Origin of the sequence: Aeromonas sp. Y289-2, assembly GCF_027705925.1 — a bacterium.
Taxonomy (GTDB): domain Bacteria; phylum Pseudomonadota; class Gammaproteobacteria; order Enterobacterales; family Aeromonadaceae; genus Aeromonas; species Aeromonas veronii.
The window spans coordinates 46,686-65,632 of record NZ_JAPDCH010000013.1 but is presented as its reverse complement, the minus strand read 5'-3'; the positions used below and the strand labels follow the sequence as shown (position 1 = coordinate 65,632).

Below are 18,947 nucleotides of genomic sequence, written 5' to 3'. Positions count from 1 at the left end.
TAGCAACTAACCCTTTTGGGCTAAATAAAACAGACAATGACAATTCATGGTTCAGGCTACCCGCGGCAATATGGGTTGAATCACACGAGGTAACGGAATGATCTTGATGGAATTTTTGGTGGTACTCGGCTGCTTGCTGCTGGGTACCCGCTTTGGGGGCATGGGACTCGGTCTCATCAGTGGTATCGGTCTCTTCCTGCTGACCTTCGTCTTCGGCCTGGTGCCGGGCGAACCGCCTGTTCAGGTAATGCTGACCATTCTGGCGGTGATCGGCTGTGCCGCCACCCTGCAGACTGCCGGTGGCCTCAACCTGATGATGCAGGTAGCCGAGCGTCTGCTGCGCCGTCACCCGCAATACATCACTATCCTAGCGCCGCTCACCACCTGGACCCTCACCTTCCTGTGCGGTACCGGCCACGTGGTCTACACCATGTTCCCCATCATCGCTGACATCGCGCTGCAAAAGAACATCCGTCCCGAGCGCCCGATGGCCGTAGCCTCCGTTGCCTCCCAGATGGCCATCTGCGCCTCCCCGGTCTCCGTTGCCGTGGTCTCCATGGTCTCCATTCTGGCGGCCGGTCACGGTATCGGTCAGGCTTATGGCCTGCTCGACATCCTGATGATCGCCATCCCCTCCTCCCTGACCGGTGTCATCGTGGCGGCCCTGTGGAGCCTGCGTCGCGGCAAGGATCTGGACAAGGACGAAGAGTTCCAGGCCAAGATCAAAGACCCGGAGCAGCGCGCCTTCATCTACGGCGGTGGTGAAACCCTGCTCAACACCAAGTTCCCGAAAGAGGCCTACTGGTCTACTTGGATCTTCTTCGCCGCCATCGCTGCCGTGGTATTGCTCGGCGCCAACGAAGGTCTGCGTCCGGTGTTCACCATCAAGGACAAGACCGGCCCGCTCTCCATGAACCTGGTGATCCAGATGATGATGCTGATCGCCGGTGCCATCATCCTGATGCGCTGCAAGGTCAAGCCGGGCGAGATCGCCAACGGTGCCGTCTTCAAGGCAGGCATGGTCGCCATCTTCTCCGTATTCGGGGTGGCATGGATGAGTGAGACCTTCTTCCAGGCTCACATGCCCCTGCTCAAAGAGACTCTGGCCCATGTGGTACAGGCCCAACCCTGGACCTACGCCCTGGTGCTTTTCCTCATCTCCAAGCTGGTAAACAGCCAGGCCGCCGCCCTCACCGCCATCGCCCCCATGGGGCTGGCGTTGGGTGTGGAGCCGAAGCTGCTGATCGCCTTCCTGCCGGCGAGCTACGGCTACTTCGTACTGCCAACCTACCCGAGCGATCTGGCCTGTATCGGTTTCGACCGCTCCGGCACCACCCGTATCGGCAAGTTCATCATCAACCACAGCTTCATCATTCCGGGGCTGATCGGGGTGGTGACCTCCTGCTCGCTGGGCTTTATCCTCACCAGCATCCTGCTCTAATCGCAGCGGCGTTTACCACGCCATTGCAATACAGGCCCCCGCTTCGGGGGCCTGCTTTTTTCCCGCTCTGTTACCCCAACCCTTTCCCCGCCGCCATTTCCGGACACCATGCCTTTACCTCTGCCCCCGCCGCTGGGTAGCATGCCCCCTCGTTCACCACCGGAATCTCATCCATGTCTCGCGTCATCCTGCTCTGGAGCGGTGGCAAAGATGCCATGCTGGCCCTCTGTCATGCTCGCCAAGCGGGCCATCAGGTGATGGCACTGGCCACCTTTGCGCCGCCAGAACCCCGATTTCTCGCTCACCCCTTGCCGCTGGTGCGCCGTCAGGCGGAAGCCCTCGGGCTGCCACATCTGCTGGTCACCATAGAAGCACCGTTCGATCTCGGTTATGAGCGGGCACTGGCACGGCTCAAGGAGGAGTGGCAACTCGATGGCGTAGTCACCGGCGATATCGACAGCGTGGGGGGCGCACCAAACTGGATCCGCGAACGCTGCCAGCCGCTGGGTCTCACCGTCCATACCCCGCTCTGGCAGCAATCTCGTCAAGCCTTGCTGGCGGATATGCTGGCCCGCGGCATCGTCGCCCACCTCTCCTGCGTCAATACCCGGGTGCTGGCTCCCGAGTGGACTGGACGCACCCTCGATACCGCCACCCTCGTGGAATTGCAACAACTGGCCGAGCGCGAGGGCTTCGATGCCTGCGGCGAGCAGGGGGAGTACCACACCATGGTGACCGATGGCCCGGGCTTTGCCGCCCCACTGCGCCTCGATGGCTGGCAGGTGGCGCGGCAGGATCATCTGGCCTACCTGGCCGAGCCACTGGGGTAACGGCCTCAAACCATCTGGCGCGCTCGTTCAGGGACATGCGCAAAATCGAGATAAAAAAACGGGAGGCAACAGCCTCCCGTTTGGATTTGAGCGGACCAGTTTTGAGCAGGCCATGACGACCCGAACAAGGGATAAACCGGCTTATTTCGCCAGCTTGCCCAGCACCCGCTGCAGCAGGCGGATGAGCGGCTCGATGCTCTCCAGCAGCAGGAACTCCGCTTCCGAGTGGAAACCGCCCCCCATGGGGCCGAAGCCATCCAGCGACGGCACACCTGCGGCGGCGGTGAAGTTGGCATCCGAGCCGCCACCGGCCTCCAGCCAGTTGAAGGGGATCCCCTCCTCCTTGGCTGCCGCCTCTACCAGCGCCATCAGCGCCTCGGTGTCACCGCTCGGGCGCATCGCCGGCTTGAAGCTCTGGCGATCCACCTCGACCCGACAACCCGCGAGGAAGGGGTTGTTGGCCATAAAGGTGAGCCGGTCGTGTACCGCAGCGGCCTCTTCGTTGCTCCAGAAGCGCAAATCCACGATCGCCTCGGCAAAGTCCGGCACCACGTTGACGCCGGTGCCGCCCTGTACCACGCCGACGTTCATGGTGGTGCCCGTGGTCATGTTGACCTGCTCGTTGATGGCCAGCACCCAATGCGCCAGCTCGGTGATGGCAGAGACACCTTCGGTCAGGGCCGAACCGGCGTGGGACGCCTTGCCGTGGAAGGTGATGCGGTACTTGGCATTGCCCTTGCGGGCGCTGATGAGATCCCCGTTGGGACGGGCTGCCTCGGCCACCAGCACGCAGCCACTCTGTTTGGCTTTTTTCACCAGCCAATCCTTAGACCAGGGGGAGCCAATCTCTTCGTCGCAGTTGTAGCAGACCAGCACCTTGAGCTTGGCAAGCAATGCCGGATCCATCTCTTTGAGTGCATACCAGATAGAGAGCAGGCCGCTCTTCATGTCCGAGACGCCGGGGCCAAAGGCTTGATTGCCTTCGATTTTCAGCGGGCGCTTGGCCGCCGTCCCCTCGGGGAAGACGGTATCCATGTGGCCGCACAGCATCACGTCGTAGTGATCGGCACCCGGCGCATTGGTGATCTCGAGGCAGGGGCCGCACTCGGCAGCAAACTGGTGGCGAGTCACCTGCCAGCCGATGGCCTCATATTTCTCGGTCATGATGTCGGCCACTTTCGCTACCCCGGCCGGGGTGCGAGTACCGCAATCGAGGTTGATGAGCGGGGCCAAATCGGCCAGATAGTTATCGAGGGAAAACGGGCTCTTTACAACTGTCATTATCTTCTCCATGCAACAATCAGCGTTGATGGCCGATCGTCTATTGCAACAAAGCGACACAGTGAGAAAAAGGCGGGCAGCCATGCCACCCGCCCGACCGGTAAATTCCAAACACCACTACATAACCCACATCACTACATAAACAGCAGATAGTTGAGGGTCAGCGCCGTCACCAGCGCCCCCGCCATCGGCACGCTGGTGCGTTTGACCACGGTAAAGGGCGATACCTTGGCAATCCCCGCACAGGCGATCAGTACCGCTGCGATGGGGGAGACGGTGCGGCCGATACTGGAAGCGAGCTGCATCGGCAGCAGCATGGTCACCGCAGGTACGCCAAACTTGGCCGCCACCGCCGGTGCCAGGGTCGAGAAACTGAGGAACGCCGCGTTGCCGGAGCCCATGATGACCGCCGCTACCATGATCAGCGCCACCATCACCAGGGTCATCAGACCGCTGCCGATACCGGCATTGCTGGCAGAGTGCAGCAGGGTATCGATGGCGCCGATGGCCTTGAGAGATTCGGCAAACAGCTCGGCACAGACGATGAGCGCCACCACGGGGCCAAACACCTTGCCCATGCCATCGAGGAAGCTCGACAGCCCGGCAAACGCGTTACGCACCGAGCGGCTACGCAGCAGCTCGCACAGCATGCCGATAAAGACCGACAGCAGCATGGCCACCTCCACGCTCATCTTGATGTCGCTCACCAGAAGCTTGGAGAAGGTCATCATCAGCACGAAGGGGATGATCGGCAGCAGGGCATACCAGGTAGGCGCCTGCACGCTCTCGGTGCCCTGTTCGTCCAGCTCGGCATGATCGCCGCGATGGAGCGCAGGATCCCAGCCATCCTTGCGATCGCAGTGACGCTGCCAGAAGAAGTGCAGCACCATGGTCACCAGCAGCATGGGGGCCACCAGCCAGATCTGGTAGTCAACAAAATAGCTGGTCGGATCCATGCCGGATTGACCGGCGGAGAAGATGGCGTTGGTCTGGGTCGGGCCAATTTCAAACGCCTGGGAGGTGGCGATGACACCACAGGCGGAGGCCGGGCTGATGCCGAGGTTGCGCATCACCGGATACATGGTGACCATCAACAGCAGGCCAAGGCCGGTAGCGGAGGTAACGAACAGGGAGACGAATACCGCCACCAGATAACAGATGGAGAGCATCAGGTAGCTGGACTGGATGCCTGCCACCGGTTTGACCGCCACTCGCACCAGCGCCTGGGAGGCCCCGATATGGGACATGTAAGTGGCAAAACCCGCCACCGCCATGATGGTGAGGCCGAGGCCCGCCGCGCGGTAGGAGAAGATCCCCTTGAACACTTCGAACAGGTCGAACAGGGCGAAGCCGGTGCTCTTGTCAGCGGGGAGAATGGGGTGCAGCCCCAGCCAGTAGGCCACCGCAAAAATGGCCATGCCCGCCAGCGCCAGCACCGCCTGCGGGTTGTAATCCTTGATAATGCCGTAAACCACGGCCACCAGAACGAGCAAGACGAATAAAAGTTCCAATATTCACTCCTGATAAATTTATCGAAGAGCGAAATCTAGTGATCTGACCACTGTTTGCCTTTGATCCCTATCAATAAAGGTGCCGTCACCGTGATTCATTAGCATAATATGTCGGCCATGTAACAATTTTTCGTTATTTCAACTGCCGGAAAACCTTTATCACCCCATATCCGGGAATTGTGTGACGCGACTCCCCTCTTTTTTGCGTTGGATCAACATATGACGGCGCCGAACTGGCGAAGATGCGCTTCGACATATAGCGACCATTTCGCGCCGGAGAGAGTTATGACAAGCCAAGCCACCGCAGGTGCTTCGACCTGCGACTACAAGCTGTGGGACATCCTCGTCGAGTCTGCAAAGGAACGCACTACCATTCGTTACTCCAAACTGGCCAAGCAGGCCGGGCTGGAGCAGTGCCAGGATGAACTGCGCACCCTGCTGCAACGCATCCGCATGTACTGCACCGAAAACAACCTGCCGATCCTCTCCGCCATCGTGGTGGACGACGTGGGCAAATACACTGGCCTCTCTTCCAGCCTGCCTGATGCTCCCTGGGAACGGGCCCGGGTCTTTGACCATGAGTGGACCACCCTGCACTGATTGAGGTGCTTGATGATGCCGACCAAAACGCGCCCGCTGGCGCGTTTTGGTTATCTGGCGTTTGCCCCCTTCTCTTTTTCTCCTGCAATAGTCGATCTTCTCCCGCAATACCCAACCCCATCGGGCATGCCAGCCCCACTGCTTCTGACCTTGTGCTCAAAATCGCCGTTCAGGTGTGACCAGTTCCGGTAAAACCCGCGAGCCGGACCATCGGCGTTGCCATGGGATTGCCACAATGCCAGAATCGGGCCCTTGCACTCTGTTGATTCGGATTTTCGGGACGCGGCCCACGGCCAGCGCCCACAAGAGAAGGACTCCCCATGGCCATCACCCTCTATGGCATCAAGAACTGCGACACCATCAAGAAAACCCGCAAGTGGCTGGATGAGGCCGGTATCGACTACCGCTTTCACGACCACCGCGCCGACGGCCTGAACCCGGACGATCTGGACAGCTGGTTGGCAAAACTCGGCTGGGAAGCCCTGCTCAATAGTCGCGGCACCACCTTCCGCGCCCTGCCGGATGAGGCCAAACAGGGCCTCGACACCGCCAAGGCGCGCGCCCTGCTGCTGGAGCACCCGGCCATGATCAAGCGCCCGCTGCTCGACCGTGACGGCGAACTGACTCTGGGTTTCAAGGCTGATCACTATCAATCCCTCTTCTCCCGTTAAGGACAACTAAGGACAACTGATGTCGGATGTCATCGCACTGGCCAAGGATCTGATCCGCCGCCCCTCCGTTACCCCCCTCGATGAAGGGTGCCAGACCCTGATGGCGGAGCGCCTCGCCAAGCTCGGGTTTGTCATCGAGCCCATGGTGTTTGAGGACACCACCAACCTCTGGGCCCGTCGTGGCAGCGAGGGGCCGCTGTTCTGCTTCGCCGGTCACACCGACGTGGTGCCCGCCGGGCCGCTGGACAAATGGCACACCCCGCCGTTCGAGCCGACCATCAAGGATGGCGTGCTCTACGGCCGTGGCGCCGCCGACATGAAGGGCTCGCTGGCTGCCATGGTGGTGGCGGTCGAGCGCTTCGTGGCCGAGCATCCGGATCACTCCGGGTCGATCGCCTTTCTCATCACCTCCGATGAGGAGGGGCCCTTTATCAATGGCACCACCCGGGTGATCGACACCCTGGAGGCCCGCAACGAGAAGATCCGCTGGTGCATCGTCGGCGAGCCCTCCTCTACCGCCGTGGTCGGAGATGTAGTGAAAAACGGCCGCCGCGGCTCCATCACCGGCGATCTGCTGGTACGCGGGGTGCAGGGCCATGTCGCCTATCCCCATCTGGCTGACAACCCGATCCACAAGGCGGCGCCAGCGCTGGCGGAACTCGCTGCCACCGTGTGGGATGAGGGCAACGCCTACTTCCCCCCCACCAGCTTCCAGATCGCCAACATCTCGGCCGGCACCGGCGCCTCCAACGTCATTCCGGGCGAGCTGCAGGTGCAGTTCAACTTCCGCTTCAGCACCGAATTGACCGACATGGATATCCGCGAGCGGGTCGAAGCGTTGCTGGATAGACATGGCCTCGATTATCAGCTGAGCTGGACCCTCTCCGGCCAGCCGTTCCTCACCGACACAGGCAAACTGCTGGCGGCGGCAGTCTCTGCCATCGAGGCGGTCAATGGCCAGCAGCCAGCCCTGCTCACCACTGGTGGCACCTCCGACGGGCGCTTTATCGCCCCCACCGGCGCCGAGGTGATTGAGCTCGGTCCCGTCAACGCCACCATTCACAAGGTGAACGAGTGCGTGAAGGCGGACGATCTGGATCTGCTGGCGGACATGTACCAAGGGGTGCTCGAGAGATTGCTGGCATGACGCAGGAACAACTGCTGGGGCTCGACGAGAGCCACCTTATTCTGGTGGGGCGCGGCCCCCATCGTCTAACTGCCGCCACCGCGGCGGCCTTCAACGACATGCAGGTGGCGGCCGCCTATGAGGGGTTCAACCTGCAGGCGGCCTCCAGCTGGCGCAGCTTCGAGCGCCAGCTCGCCATCTGGAATGGCAAGTGGCGCGGCGAACGGCCGCTGCTCGATGCCAGCAGCCAACCCATCGATGCCCTGCAACTGAGTGAGGTGGAGCGGCTGCACGCCATCCTGCGCTGGAGCGCCCTGCCCGGCACCAGCCGCCACCACTGGGGGACCGATCTCGATATCTACGACCCGGACTGCCTGCCCGCCGATACCAAACTGGCACTGGAGCCGTGGGAGTATGAAGCCGGGGGCTGGTTTGCAGATCTCAGCGAGTGGCTCAGCGATCATATGAGCGACTTCGGCTTCTTCCTCCCTTATGCCAAGCCGGTCGGGGCAGAGAGCGGGGTCGCCTACGAGCCCTGGCATATCAGCTTCTCGCTGGAGTCCGATGAGCAGCGGCTCGATCCCGCGGCACTGGCGCTTTGTCTGCAACAGGCGGATATTGAAGGCAAGTCGACCATATTGGCCAACCTTGATGAAATTTTGGCCCGTTATGTCACCACCTGTCCTGACGAAAGGAAAATCCCATGAATCTCTGGCTGTGGATAGGGTTGCCGCTGCTGTTCCTGCTCGGGCTGTTTCTCAATGCCATCAAAGACATGAAACGGCTGGAGAAGCAGTTGCCCAACTACAAGGACAAGATCCGCGAAGTGAAGGATGACGAGGACGACTGAATCCCGCCCCATCCCGTGGGGAGCGCCCTTGTGCTCCCCTCTCCCTCTGCTGTGCCGTTTCACTTTTACCCGCCCTCTCCTCCCTGCGCATCCTGAAATCGACGCTCCTTTGACTCCGCTTTCGATAACCCCGTCACTGTCAGAATATGGCGCGGCCATGCTGAAAAAAGGGATGAAAAATGTAAGAAAGTGCAAATTGATGCACAAATAAGCCACACAAGGGGGGCCTAACTGCATATAATGTGCCTACTTTGCACATTACCAGGAAGGAGTTCGCCCTTGGATGCCGCTACCATCAACAGTTTCTTTTTTGTCGCTGCCCTGTTGGTGGGAGCCAGCGTACTGTTGAGCGCCCTCTCTTCCCGCCTCGGTATTCCCATTTTGGTTATCTTCCTCGCCGTCGGCATGCTGGCCGGTGAGGATGGCCCAGGTGGCATCCACTTCGCTGACTACTCCATCGCCTATCTGGTAGGCAACCTGGCGCTTGCCATCATCCTGCTCGACGGCGGCATGCGCACCCGGGTCTCCTCGTTCCGGGTGGCGCTCTGGCCTGCCTTGTCGCTGGCGACGGTCGGGGTGGCTATCACCACCGGCCTGACGGGGCTCGCCGCTGCCTGGCTGTTTGACCTCAACCTGATGCAGGGGATGCTGATCGGCGCCATCGTCGGCTCCACCGATGCGGCGGCGGTCTTCTCCCTGCTTGGCGGGCGCAGCCTCAACGAGCGGGTGAGCGCGACGCTGGAGATAGAGTCAGGCAGCAACGACCCCATGGCGGTGTTTCTCACCGTCACCCTGATCGAGGTGCTCGCCACCGCCCAGCAAGGGCTGGATGGGGGCTTCCTGCTGCTGCAACTGGTCAAGCAGTTTGGTCTTGGCGCCGGGATTGGCCTTGGCGGCGGCTGGCTGCTGTGGCGCCTTATCAACACAGCCCGCCTGGCGCCGGGACTCTATCCGCTGCTCACTGTCAGCGGCGGCCTGCTGATCTTCGCCCTCACCACGGCGGTCGGTGGCAGTGGCATTCTAGCCATCTATCTCACCGGTCTGTTGCTCGGTAACCTCGCCCTGCGCAGCCGCAGCACCACATTGTCGGTGCTGGACGGTCTGACCTGGCTCAGCCAAATCGGCATGTTTCTGGTGCTGGGGCTGCTCGCCTCCCCCCACAAGCTGCTGCCCATCGCCCTGCCCGCGCTGGCGCTGGCGATGTGGATGATCCTGTTTGCCCGCCCGGTGTCGGTCTGGATCGGGCTGCTGCCGTTCAAGAACTTCGCCCCCCGCGAGCGCTGGTTTATCTCCTGGGTCGGCCTGCGCGGCGCCGTGCCCATCATTCTGGCGGTGTTCCCCATGATGGCGGGACTGCCCAACGCCCAGCTCTACTTCAACGTCGCCTTCTTCGTAGTGCTGGTTTCGCTGATTTTGCAGGGCAGCTCGCTACCGCTGGCCTCAAAACTGGCGCGGGTGGAGGTACCGGCACCGCCGTCGCCCATCAACCGCTCCGGGCTCGAGATCGATCTCGACAGCCAGTGGGAGACCTTCGTCTACCAGCTGGGGGAGGAGAAGTGGTGCATCGGCTCGCCACTGCGGGATCTGCAGATGCCCGCCGGCACCCGGATCTGCGCCCTGTTTCGCGGCCGCGAGCTGCTCCACCCCTCAGGTAGTACCTGTCTGCAGGCCGATGACATCCTCTGCGTGATCGGTCACGAACGTGACCTCCCCGCCCTCGGCCAGCTCTTTAGCCAGGCGCCGGAGCAGGATCTCGGCCCCCGCTTCTTCGGTGACTTCCTGCTGGAAGCAGCCGCGCTGCTGGTAGACCTCGCCCCTCTCTACGGGCTGGATGTGAGCGAGGTGGCGGATCAGACACTGGGTGATTTTATTGCCAGCCAGTTGGGCGATAATCTGGTGGTCGGTGACAACATCGAATGGCAGGGCCTGATCTGGACCGTGGCCGAAATGGACGAGAGCGTACCAAGCAAGATCGGGGTGCGCTTTCAGGAAGAGGACCCGGTCTGACCGACCGTCCCGTATCAAGTCCCCAGCAAGAAGGGAGAGAGTTATGCCATATCAAAGTTTGCTGTCCGGCCCCCTGCCCCCCGCTGCCAATCTGGGGGTGATTGAAGGCTTTTTTGGCAAGGGATGGAGCTGGCAGGCCCGCGCCCGCTACGCCCAGTGGCTGCCACGCCACGGCTACGGCTTCTATATCTATGCACCGAAAGAGGATGGCTATCTGCGCAAGCACTGGGCCCTCCCCTGGCCCGAGCAGCAGCTGGCGGATCTCGCCGAGCTGGCGCGCCAGTGCCGCGCCAACGGACTCGCCTTCGGGGTGGGCTTGAGCCCCATGGGGGCGCACCACGACTACGATCGCAAACGCTCGGCGCTGCTTGAGAAAGTGCGCCTCATCGACGAGATGCTCCAACCCGATATTCTGGCGGTACTGTTTGACGATATGAAGGGGGATACCCCGGATCTGGCGCACCATCAGCTCACCATCGCCCACGACATCGCGGCCCACAGCAAGGCGACCCGCCTCATCTTCTGCCCCAGCTACTACTCGACCGATCCGGTGCTGGAGAAGGTGTTTGGCGCCATGCCTCCCCGCTATCTGGAGGAGCTTGGCGAACAGCTCGACCGCCGTTTCGAGATCTTCTGGACCGGCCCCAAGGTCTGCTCCAGCGAATATCCGGCCAGTCACCTCAAGCAGGTGACCGAACTGCTCGGCCGCAAGCCCTTCCTGTGGGACAACTACCCGGTTAACGATGGCAGCAAGGCGAGCAGCTACCTGCACCTGCGCGCCTTCGAGAACCGCCCCGCCGAGCTGGCGGATCTGCTCGCTGGCCATGCGGTCAACCCGATGAAGCAGGCAGCGCTCTCCGCCCTGCCCCTCGCTACCCTGCCGATGAGCTACCGACTCGGCAAGCAGTACGACCCCGACAAGGCGCTGCATGCCGCCCTCAACGCCACCTGTGGCCCGCAGATCTCGGCGATGATCGAGGCCGACCTGCCGCTGTTTCAGGATCTGGGGCTGGCACAGCTCACCTCCGAGCAGATTGCCGCTCTCAAGGCGCGCTATCTGCCGTTTCGTGACCAATCCTGCGTCGACGAAATCGTGCGCTGGCTGGACGGGGAGTATGTGTTCGACCCCGACTGCCTGACCGATTAAACCACCCCCGCAGGGGGGCAGAAGGGAGGTTGTATGGATGCACACCTGCTTTACCAGAATCTGGCGGTGATCGCCGCCTTCTTGCTGATCTACAGCCTGATCGCGGGGCGCTTCGAATCAAAGCTGGTCAACGGCCCCCTGCTCTTTCTGCTGACCGGCTGGCTACTGGGGCCGGGCGGGCTTGAGCTGCTCTCCCTCTCTATCGACAGCGCCGGCATCAAGCTGCTGGCCGAGCTGACGCTGGTCATCGTGCTGTTCAACGATGCCGCCAACACCAACTGGCAGGTATTGCTGGCCAACCGCCAACTCCCCATCCGGCTGCTGCTGATTGGCCTGCCCCTCACCCTGCTCTGTGGCGCCCTGTTTGGCCACTGGATCTTCCCCGACTTGCCACTGCTGGAGATGGCCATCCTCTCCACCATTCTTGCTCCCACCGATGCGGCGCTCGGCAAAGCGGTGGTGAGCAACCCCGCGGTGCCTGCACCGGTGCGTGAAGGGCTCAATCAGGAGAGCGGCCTCAACGACGGCATCTGCGTACCGGTGCTGCTTCTGCTGCTGGCCCTTATCGCCCCCACAGAGCAGCACGCAGGCACCGCCACTCTGGCTATCACCCTGATGCTGGAGGAGATCGGCATTGGCCTGCTGGTCGCCTTTGTGCTGACCAACCTCACCATCCGGCTGTTGAAAATCTCCTATCTCAATGGCTGGCAACTGCCACTCTGGCGTCAGCTCACCATGCCAGGGCTGGCCCTGCTCTGCTTTGCGCTGGCCCAGACTCTGGGGGGCAGCGGCTTTATCGCCGCCTTTGTCGGTGGCCTCTTTATCGGCCACCGCCTCGGCGAGCACAAGCACGCCTATATGGACAGCTGCGAAGGCTACGGCGACCTGCTCTCCGTGGTGATCTGGATGGTGTTTGGCGCGACCCTGATGCCCATTCTGCCGGAGCTGCTGCACTGGCAATACTGGCTCTATGCCATTGCCAGCCTCACCCTGCTGCGGATGGTGCCGGTTTGGCTGAGCCTCATCGGTACCGGCCTCAAGCCGGAGCTCAAGCTCTTTATCGGCTGGTTCGGGCCGCGGGGCCTTGCCAGTATCGTCTTTGCGGTGATGGTGCTGCAAAACGAGCCAGCCCTGATTGGCCAGCGTCCCATCATCGCCACCGTGCTCTGCACCATCATATTGAGCGTCATCCTGCACGGCCTCACCGCCAACCCCTGGGTCGAGCGTTTCAAGCCTCGCTGAGCCACCCTGCGCCACCCTGCGCCACCCGGCGCCCATTAAAAATGCCACCGACCGGTGGCATTTTTCTTGTCTGGTGCGGGTCACTGACAGCTCTTACCCGAGCGCCAGCCAGACTCCCACCCCCAGCATCAGAGTACCGGCGATGCGGTTCATCAGGGTGACGTTGCCGCTCTTGGCGAGGAAGTGGCGCAGGGTGCGGCCACCGCTGGCGTAGAGCAGCAGGCAGGAGAACTCGATGACCAGGATCAGCGCCACCAGCGCGCTGATCTGCGGCGCCATCGGCTTGTCGGCAGAGATAAAGGGGGGCAGCAAGGAGATCATGAAGGCCCACCCTTTGGGGTTGGCGATGGCGGTGACGAAACCCTGCAGCGCCAGCCCCATGGCGCTGGTCTGTTGACCGGCCGAGAGATCCGCCGGAATGGCCATCTTCCCCTTGGCCTGCCACATCTGGATGCCAAGCCACACCAGATAGGCGCCCCCCACATATTTGAAGGCGGCGAAGATCCCCGGATAGTTGAGCATGATAGCTGCCACCCCGATCACCGACAACACCGAGACCAGCCCGACCCCGATCAGCTCCCCCCACATCATATGCAGGGTTCGGCGCACCCCCAGGCTCATCCCCAGCGTCATCGACAGGGTCATGCACATGCCGGGGGTCACCGAGACAAAGAAAAAGGTCGGGATAAACAGAGCCAGAATGGCCGGATCGATCCAGCTGGACACAACACACCTCCATATGACGAGAGCGGGAAATCACGAAAACGGGACAGGATTGACACAACCCAGCCAGTTGTACCACATATTCAGGGGATAAAGCGCCCAACCATCCCCAAATGGCTCCCTTTTCACAAGAAAAAACCTTTTCTTCAGCACATTTCAGCAATAAAAGCCTGTGACAGCTCCTGACGTGCATGTGTAATATGTCGGCTCCTCCAATTCCGGATTAGAGCCATTTATGTCATTGAATAATCTATCAATACGTGTCCAGGTCTTGATACCTTTGCTGCTGGCCAGCCTGCTGATGATGGTGATGATCACCATCAGCAAACAGGGTCTGGATGAAGCCATCAATGACATAGATGAGACGACCCAGACCGTGGTCCAGCACAAGGACGATATTGCCAAACTGATCCACGCCACCTACCGGCTGCGCACCAGCGCCATCTATGGCCTCTACGATGCCAAGCTGTTTGCCGCTCTGCCCGCAAACCTCAACAGCGCCGAGCAGGAGATCAACGCCATCCTCGGCCGTCTGGTGCTCCCCGGTGCCGAGCAGGATAACCGTCAGGTCGCTGCCGCCCTGCAGGCCTACCTCAGCCATACCCGCAGCAACATGCTGCCGCTGCTGGCGCAAAAACATCAGGGTGGCGGCGATCCGGTCGCCTACGAGGCGGCTCGCCTCCATTTCCGCGAGCTGGGTGAACAGCTGATCAAGCAGATCGACAGCATGTCCGCCCACATCAACCAGCTGATCCAGCAAGAGCTGGCCGAAGAGCAGGCCCACTACGACGCCACCCTGCTGCGTACCCTGTTGCTCACCGCCGGTACCCTGCTGGCGGCGCTGATCTGTGGCTGGGTCCTCTCCGGGCGCATCGTCAGCCCCATCGGTCAGTTGCAAGAGGTGATGCACGCCGTGGCGCAAGGGCGCTTCAACGTGCGCGCCAAAGCGGAGGGCAACAACGAGCTGACCCGTCTGGCCAAAGATATCAACCTCACCCTTACCCAGCTCGGCAACACCATCGAGAACCTGACCGGGATCAGCAACAGCGTCGCCTCCGCAGCCACCGAGCTGGCCGCCGTGATGACCCAGTCCGAGGCCAATGCAAAGCAGCAGCACAGCGAGATCGAACAGGTCGCCTCCGCCGTGACCGAACTCTCCAGCACCGCTGACAACGTCAACCACAACGCCGCCATCGCCGATGAGCTGGCGCGGGATGCCAACGGCCGGGTCGAACAGGGGCTCGCCCTCTTTACCGAAAGCATCGCCGCCAACAGCCGGATGGCGGGCAGTCTGGAAGATGCCGCCGCCATCGTGGCTCAGCTCAAATCCCAGTCCGAGCAGATCGGCAAGGTAATTGAAGTGATCCAAGGGATCTCCGAGCAGACCAACCTGCTGGCGCTCAATGCCGCCATCGAAGCGGCCCGTGCCGGTGAAACGGGTCGTGGCTTTGCGGTGGTGGCCGACGAGGTAAGAATGCTGGCGGCCCGTACCCAGGACTCCACCAAGGAGATCCAGGCCATCATCGAGCGGCTGCAGAGCCAGTCCCAATCCGCCAACAACGGCGTACAGGAGACTCTGGAGATCCTCAGCCATAACCAGCGCTTGTCCGCTCAGGTGCAGGATCTGCTAAGCGGCATTACCGGTGCCGTGCGCCAGATCAACGACGCCAACGCCCAGGTCGCCACCGCCGCCGAGGAGCAGTCCTGCGTTACCGCCGACATCAACCGCAACATCACCAATATTCACGAGATCGTGAGCCAGAGCTCCGCCGGCATCAGCCAGAGCGCCAGTGCCAGCAACGAGCTCTCCCAGCTCGCCGAGCAGCAACGCAAGCAGCTGGCCCAATTCCAGCTGTAAGCGCACAAAGTGAACCAGACAAAAAGGCCCGCAAGAGCCTTTCTTGTTGATGGAGCAATGGCTTTGTCTCTGTTTTAAACGCCATTTTTTGGCCGTTGGTGCCATAAGGGGCTGGGCTGAGGGGGCAAATGTGAGTATGGTAGAGGCACGTTACTCCCCCTCACGTGAGCACACCATGAGCCTGAGATTCAAGAAACCCGCTTTTATCGCCTTGGGGCTCATCGCCCTCATTTCCGCCGCCTGGCTCGACTACTACCTGCCGGAGCACACCATCGCTACCATCACCGGGGTCGAGGTGAAGCGCACCGACAAGGATGGCCCCATCAGCCAGAAGAACCCGGCTGACGGCCCCACCACCGATGTCTACTACATCTACACCGAGCGCCCCGGCGAGAAGATCCGGGTGTTTCGCAATGAAGATACCGAGTGGGGCTGGCCCTTCTACTTCAAATTCAACGCCGCCGACGTCCAGGCCAAGGCCAAGTCGATGGAGTTCGAGAAACGCCTGGCCATCATCACCTCCTACGGCTGGCGCGTGAACATGTTCTCCATGTTCCCCAACGTCACCAAGATCGAGAGCACAGAGCCTGACGCCTCCACCTGGAGCTTCTTCCGCTGGTTCTGGTTCGGCCTCTGGGCGCTGGTGATGGGCAAGGCAGCCATTGCGACCTGGCGCTACTTCGATCGTCTTGAGGACGAGCTATGAGTGAGCCGAGCAAGACCCGCACCAGCTTCTACCGGCGGCTCTACGTGGCCTGGCTGATCAGTCAGGGCACAGATACGGTGCCTGCCATCATGGAGGCAACCGGCATGCCGCGCCGCACCGCGCAGGATACCCTGACGGCGCTGGCCGAACTCGATATCAGCTGCGCCTTCGAGCAGACCGAGGGGGCTCGCCACCTGCAGGGGCACTACCGCATCAGCGACTGGGGGCCCATCAATCCGGCGTGGATCAAGGCTCAACTGCCGCTTATCAAAGAGACGTTGAGCTATCCCTGAAATGATGTCGAGTCAGGCCTGCGACTGGGGAACCTATTGCAATCCGGCATGGATCAAGGCTCAACTGCCGCTTATCAAGAAGACGCTGAGCTATCCCTGATCAGGGCGCTAAGCAACAATAAAAAGAGGGGCCAGCCGGCAAGGCTGGCCCCTCTTTTTTCAGGCCAATGGCGTGACAGGTGGCCCTACTCGGGCATGGCCGAATCCTCAAGCTCCCCGTCAGACTCGCCGCGGGTGCAGTCGATGATGGAGCGCTTGGGGTTGTTGGGATCGCGCAAAAGCAGAGGGGCTGAGCCCTCGTCATGCTTCTGCTCGTCGCCAAACTCGCTGCCGTAGGCGTTGTGGGTCAACCGGCGGGCATTGGCGATGGGGGTATCGACAAAGAGAGCATGCACTTCGAAGCTGGAAGCGGGCACGATAAAGCCGACCACCGGCAAGCCGTGTAGCTCCTCGTGCACCTTGTACCAGGCAAAGCCGTCGCTCACCTTGTAGGGGGTGTAGTTGGCCAGTTGTAGATTGGCGGCCCTGCCCGTCTCATCCACATAGAGATCGGTAAATTCACAGGTCGCCAGCCCCTGCCACATCCGCTCGAATGGCGTCGCACAGCCTGTCAGTTGCAACCCGGCCAGCAGCACCAAGCCTCTCTTCCACATTCCCCGCCCCTTCTTGCAAAAATGAACCGGCGCTCAGTCAAACGCCCGCAGCCGCGTCACCAGCAGATCGATAAAGCCCGGACGATCCAGCCCCAACAATACCAGCGCATTGGCTGGCTTGCCGGTCAGACCATAACGATCCACCACCGTCATCCCCACGGAATGCACCCCGCTGGTCTCGATATCGACCCGGCACTCAACCCCGTGGAACAGCTCGGGAGCCAGCAACCAGGCAATGGTACAGGGGTCGTGGAGCGGTGCACCAGCAAATCCCCACTTGGGATCCCGATGGTAGATCATGAAAAAGTCGAGCAGCCCGGCCACACACTGGGCTACCGGGTTGGTGATGGCGCGCACCCGCTCGATATCCTCATCCATCACCTGCGCCTCATGGGTCACATCAAGGCCGCACATGGTGATGGGAATGCCCGACTTGAACACCATATCGGCCGCTTCCGGGTCCACATAAATATTGAATTCCGCCGCAGGCGTCCAGTTGCCGGCCCCTGCGGCGCCCCCCATCAATACGATGCGAGCGATCTTGGGTTTGAGCTCGGGGTGAGCCGCCAGCAGCAGGGCGATATTGGTGAGTGGGCCGGTCGGCACCAGAGTCACGGGCTCCGCACTCTCGCGCAGACATTTGGCCATCAGCTCGATCCCCGTCATCCCCTGCGGTGCAAAGGCGGGATCCGGCAGTTTGGGGCCATCGAGACCCGATTCGCCATGGACGTTGTCGGCGATGATCAGCTCGCGGGCCAGCGGTTTCGGTGCCCCGGCCGCCACCGGAATATCGTCACGCCCCAGCAGGGTGAGGATGCGCAGGGCATTGTTAAGGGTCTTGTCCGGCGTCTGGTTGCCCGCGCTGGTGGTAACTGCCAGCACGTTCAGTTCAGGGCTGGCCAGCGCCAGAATAAGGGCGATGGCGTCGTCGTGGCCGGGATCACAATCGAGAATAACGGGGAGTGCCATGGGATGAGTCCTTACAACATAACAGGGAGCCATACCTTAACAAGCAAGCCTCGGATGAACTCGGGAAGGAGTCACAAAACGGGGCCTTGTTGGTGACCAGGGCGGTTTGCACGGCACAGCTCCTCGCTCAAAGCGGCTCATTATCAAGAGGTTGCATGGCGCCATCCCGTTCCTTTCCCGAGACAGCACACCGCCCATTCGCCCGGCCGCGCCGGTTCGGGTATGATCGCACCCCGTTTCCAGCCTGTGCCACCTATGTCCGTTATCCTCGACACCTTTATCGCCCCGCCCTGCAGTGCCGCCATCGAGACCCTGTTTGAGGATGAGCATCTGCTGCTCATCAACAAGCCGAGCGGCCTGCTGAGTCTGTCGGGCAAAAATCCGCAAAACCTCGACTCGGTTCACTATCGCTTGGTGCAGGATTACCCCGGCTGCACCCTGGTGCATCGCCTCGATTTTGGCACCTCAGGCATCATGGTGGTGGCCAGAAACAAGGCCATCAATGCCCTGCTCTGCCAGCAGTTCAGTCAGCGGGCGGTGAGCAAGGCCTACAGCGCCCTGCTGTGCGGTCATCTGATTGACGACGAAGGAGTTATCGACGCCCCCATCGCCAAGGATCCGGCCATGTTCCCGCTGATGAAGATCTGCGCCGTCAGTGGCAAACCCGCCCGCTCCCGCTATCGGGTGATTGAGCGGCTGGAGCAACAGATGCAGGGACAAACCGTGCCTTTGACCCGGGTACGACTGGTGCCGGAGACCGGCCGCACCCATCAGCTACGGATCCACAGCCAGCTGCTGGGCCACCCCATCCTCGGCTGCGATCTCTATGGTGGCCTGCTGCCCCCCGGCTGCGAACAGGCACCGCGGCTGATGCTGCATGCCAGCGAGCTGGATTTTGTTCATCCGGTGAGCGGCGAGCCGATGCAAATCCGCTGTGCGCCTGCGTTTTAGAAGCAACGGGTAGAGACAACAAGTGCGAGTGCGACGGGAGCAGTGAAAGGGGTGACGGGAGAGGAAAAGCGATAAACGGCGAATAAAG

Annotated in this window: 19 protein-coding genes; 14 read left to right on the top strand and 5 right to left on the bottom strand. The window is 61.4% G+C overall.

The window, feature by feature from the left end:
- Nucleotides 1-97 precede the first annotated feature (97 nt).
- Together OKC43_RS17245 and OKC43_RS17240 are read left to right on the top strand one after the other, a co-directional pair.
- A complete protein-coding gene (locus OKC43_RS17245; RefSeq protein ID WP_005337916.1) occupies nt 98-1,441 on the top strand; it encodes an anaerobic C4-dicarboxylate transporter in 1,344 nt (447 codons plus the stop codon).
- 173 nt (nt 1,442-1,614) lie between these two features.
- Entirely contained in the window at nt 1,615-2,271 is a 657-nt protein-coding gene (locus OKC43_RS17240) for an adenine nucleotide alpha hydrolase (RefSeq protein WP_257124639.1), read from the top strand.
- Between the two features lie 141 nt (nt 2,272-2,412).
- Here the strand turns inward: OKC43_RS17240 and OKC43_RS17235 are convergent, their stop codons facing one another.
- On the bottom strand, nt 2,413-3,552 hold the full coding sequence (locus OKC43_RS17235; protein WP_270804036.1) for a M20 family metallopeptidase: 1,140 nt from the start codon (nt 3,550-3,552) through the stop codon (nt 2,413-2,415).
- 134 nt (nt 3,553-3,686) lie between these two features.
- The gene (gene dcuC / locus OKC43_RS17230; RefSeq protein ID WP_270657327.1) at nt 3,687-5,063 is read right to left on the bottom strand and encodes a C4-dicarboxylate transporter DcuC; all 1,377 of its coding nucleotides are present in this window, start codon (nt 5,061-5,063) and stop codon (nt 3,687-3,689) included.
- A 285-nt stretch (nt 5,064-5,348) separates the two neighbouring features.
- On the opposite strand from dcuC, the gene OKC43_RS17225 reads away from it, so the two are divergent.
- The 8 genes from OKC43_RS17225 to OKC43_RS17190 all read left to right on the top strand — a co-directional run bounded on the left by OKC43_RS17225 (nt 5,349) and on the right by OKC43_RS17190 (nt 12,706).
- Nucleotides 5,349-5,663, top strand: a complete 315-nt coding sequence (locus tag OKC43_RS17225) for a hypothetical protein (protein ID WP_005337929.1) — start codon at nt 5,349-5,351, stop codon at nt 5,661-5,663.
- 320 nt (nt 5,664-5,983) lie between these two features.
- Entirely contained in the window at nt 5,984-6,334 is a 351-nt protein-coding gene (locus tag OKC43_RS17220; RefSeq protein WP_064341502.1) for an ArsC family reductase, read from the top strand.
- A gap of 19 nt (nt 6,335-6,353) precedes the next feature.
- Nucleotides 6,354-7,481 carry a succinyl-diaminopimelate desuccinylase gene (dapE, locus tag OKC43_RS17215; protein ID WP_270657326.1) on the top strand — a complete coding sequence of 376 codons (1,128 nt, stop codon included), beginning with the start codon at nt 6,354-6,356 and terminating at the stop codon, nt 7,479-7,481.
- A complete protein-coding gene (locus tag OKC43_RS17210; protein ID WP_047437525.1) occupies nt 7,478-8,167 on the top strand; it encodes a M15 family metallopeptidase in 690 nt (229 codons plus the stop codon). The genes dapE and OKC43_RS17210 overlap by 4 nt, the downstream gene beginning before the upstream one ends.
- On the top strand, nt 8,164-8,310 hold the full coding sequence (locus tag OKC43_RS17205; RefSeq protein ID WP_005337933.1) for a hypothetical protein: 147 nt from the start codon (nt 8,164-8,166) through the stop codon (nt 8,308-8,310). The genes OKC43_RS17210 and OKC43_RS17205 overlap by 4 nt, the downstream gene beginning before the upstream one ends.
- A gap of 279 nt (nt 8,311-8,589) precedes the next feature.
- Nucleotides 8,590-10,317, top strand: coding sequence for a potassium/proton antiporter (locus OKC43_RS17200; RefSeq protein ID WP_270804035.1), 1,728 nt, complete (start codon nt 8,590-8,592; stop codon nt 10,315-10,317).
- A 43-nt stretch (nt 10,318-10,360) separates the two neighbouring features.
- Entirely contained in the window at nt 10,361-11,464 is a 1,104-nt protein-coding gene (locus tag OKC43_RS17195) for a beta-N-acetylglucosaminidase domain-containing protein (protein WP_021231132.1), read from the top strand.
- 33 nt (nt 11,465-11,497) lie between these two features.
- Complete coding sequence (locus tag OKC43_RS17190) at nt 11,498-12,706, top strand: cation:proton antiporter (RefSeq protein ID WP_270657323.1); 1,209 nt, start codon at nt 11,498-11,500, stop codon at nt 12,704-12,706.
- 93 nt (nt 12,707-12,799) lie between these two features.
- Here OKC43_RS17190 and OKC43_RS17185 read toward each other — a convergent pair whose 3' ends face one another.
- Nucleotides 12,800-13,432, bottom strand: coding sequence for a LysE family translocator (locus tag OKC43_RS17185; RefSeq protein ID WP_005344345.1), 633 nt, complete (start codon nt 13,430-13,432; stop codon nt 12,800-12,802).
- A gap of 232 nt (nt 13,433-13,664) precedes the next feature.
- Here OKC43_RS17185 and OKC43_RS17180 point away from each other — a divergent pair, with 232 nt between their 5' ends.
- From OKC43_RS17180 to OKC43_RS17170, 3 genes are all read left to right on the top strand, one after another.
- A complete protein-coding gene (locus tag OKC43_RS17180; protein ID WP_257124632.1) occupies nt 13,665-15,287 on the top strand; it encodes a methyl-accepting chemotaxis protein in 1,623 nt (540 codons plus the stop codon).
- A gap of 175 nt (nt 15,288-15,462) precedes the next feature.
- On the top strand, nt 15,463-15,993 hold the full coding sequence (locus tag OKC43_RS17175; protein WP_005350438.1) for a DUF1523 family protein: 531 nt from the start codon (nt 15,463-15,465) through the stop codon (nt 15,991-15,993).
- The gene (locus OKC43_RS17170; RefSeq protein ID WP_005337957.1) at nt 15,990-16,286 is read left to right on the top strand and encodes a winged helix-turn-helix domain-containing protein; all 297 of its coding nucleotides are present in this window, start codon (nt 15,990-15,992) and stop codon (nt 16,284-16,286) included. The genes OKC43_RS17175 and OKC43_RS17170 overlap by 4 nt, the downstream gene beginning before the upstream one ends.
- A gap of 185 nt (nt 16,287-16,471) precedes the next feature.
- On the opposite strand, the gene OKC43_RS17165 is transcribed toward OKC43_RS17170, so the two are convergent.
- Both OKC43_RS17165 and rihA read right to left on the bottom strand, forming a co-directional pair.
- Nucleotides 16,472-16,939, bottom strand: coding sequence for a hypothetical protein (locus tag OKC43_RS17165; RefSeq protein ID WP_179903520.1), 468 nt, complete (start codon nt 16,937-16,939; stop codon nt 16,472-16,474).
- 33 nt (nt 16,940-16,972) lie between these two features.
- Entirely contained in the window at nt 16,973-17,908 is a 936-nt protein-coding gene (rihA, locus tag OKC43_RS17160; RefSeq protein WP_270804034.1) for a pyrimidine-specific ribonucleoside hydrolase RihA, read from the bottom strand.
- A 222-nt stretch (nt 17,909-18,130) separates the two neighbouring features.
- Between rihA and OKC43_RS17155 the strand changes: the two genes are divergently transcribed.
- A complete protein-coding gene (locus OKC43_RS17155) occupies nt 18,131-18,859 on the top strand; it encodes an RluA family pseudouridine synthase (protein WP_270804033.1) in 729 nt (242 codons plus the stop codon).
- The last annotated feature ends 88 nt before the right edge of the window (nt 18,860-18,947 follow it).

Bases quoted from the DNA above. Each gene is read 5' to 3' on its own strand.
- OKC43_RS17235 (WP_270804036.1), bottom strand. From the start codon at position 3,552: ATGACAGTTGTAAAGAGCCCGTTTTCCCTCGATAACTATCTGGCCGAT.
- OKC43_RS17210 (WP_047437525.1), top strand. From the start codon at position 7,478: ATGACGCAGGAACAACTGCTGGGGCTCGACGAGAGCCACCTTATTCTG.
- OKC43_RS17190 (WP_270657323.1), top strand. From the start codon at position 11,498: ATGGATGCACACCTGCTTTACCAGAATCTGGCGGTGATCGCCGCCTTC.
- OKC43_RS17240 (WP_257124639.1), top strand. From the start codon at position 1,615: ATGTCTCGCGTCATCCTGCTCTGGAGCGGTGGCAAAGATGCCATGCTG.
- rihA (WP_270804034.1), bottom strand. From the start codon at position 17,908: ATGGCACTCCCCGTTATTCTCGATTGTGATCCCGGCCACGACGACGCC.
- OKC43_RS17205 (WP_005337933.1), top strand. From the start codon at position 8,164: ATGAATCTCTGGCTGTGGATAGGGTTGCCGCTGCTGTTCCTGCTCGGG.
- OKC43_RS17175 (WP_005350438.1), top strand. From the start codon at position 15,463: ATGAGCCTGAGATTCAAGAAACCCGCTTTTATCGCCTTGGGGCTCATC.
- OKC43_RS17225 (WP_005337929.1), top strand. From the start codon at position 5,349: ATGACAAGCCAAGCCACCGCAGGTGCTTCGACCTGCGACTACAAGCTG.
- OKC43_RS17245 (WP_005337916.1), top strand. From the start codon at position 98: ATGATCTTGATGGAATTTTTGGTGGTACTCGGCTGCTTGCTGCTGGGT.
- OKC43_RS17165 (WP_179903520.1), bottom strand. From the start codon at position 16,939: ATGTGGAAGAGAGGCTTGGTGCTGCTGGCCGGGTTGCAACTGACAGGC.
- OKC43_RS17195 (WP_021231132.1), top strand. From the start codon at position 10,361: ATGCCATATCAAAGTTTGCTGTCCGGCCCCCTGCCCCCCGCTGCCAAT.
- OKC43_RS17155 (WP_270804033.1), top strand. From the start codon at position 18,131: ATGATCGCACCCCGTTTCCAGCCTGTGCCACCTATGTCCGTTATCCTC.
- OKC43_RS17180 (WP_257124632.1), top strand. From the start codon at position 13,665: ATGTCATTGAATAATCTATCAATACGTGTCCAGGTCTTGATACCTTTG.
- OKC43_RS17220 (WP_064341502.1), top strand. From the start codon at position 5,984: ATGGCCATCACCCTCTATGGCATCAAGAACTGCGACACCATCAAGAAA.
- dapE (WP_270657326.1), top strand. From the start codon at position 6,354: ATGTCGGATGTCATCGCACTGGCCAAGGATCTGATCCGCCGCCCCTCC.
- OKC43_RS17170 (WP_005337957.1), top strand. From the start codon at position 15,990: ATGAGTGAGCCGAGCAAGACCCGCACCAGCTTCTACCGGCGGCTCTAC.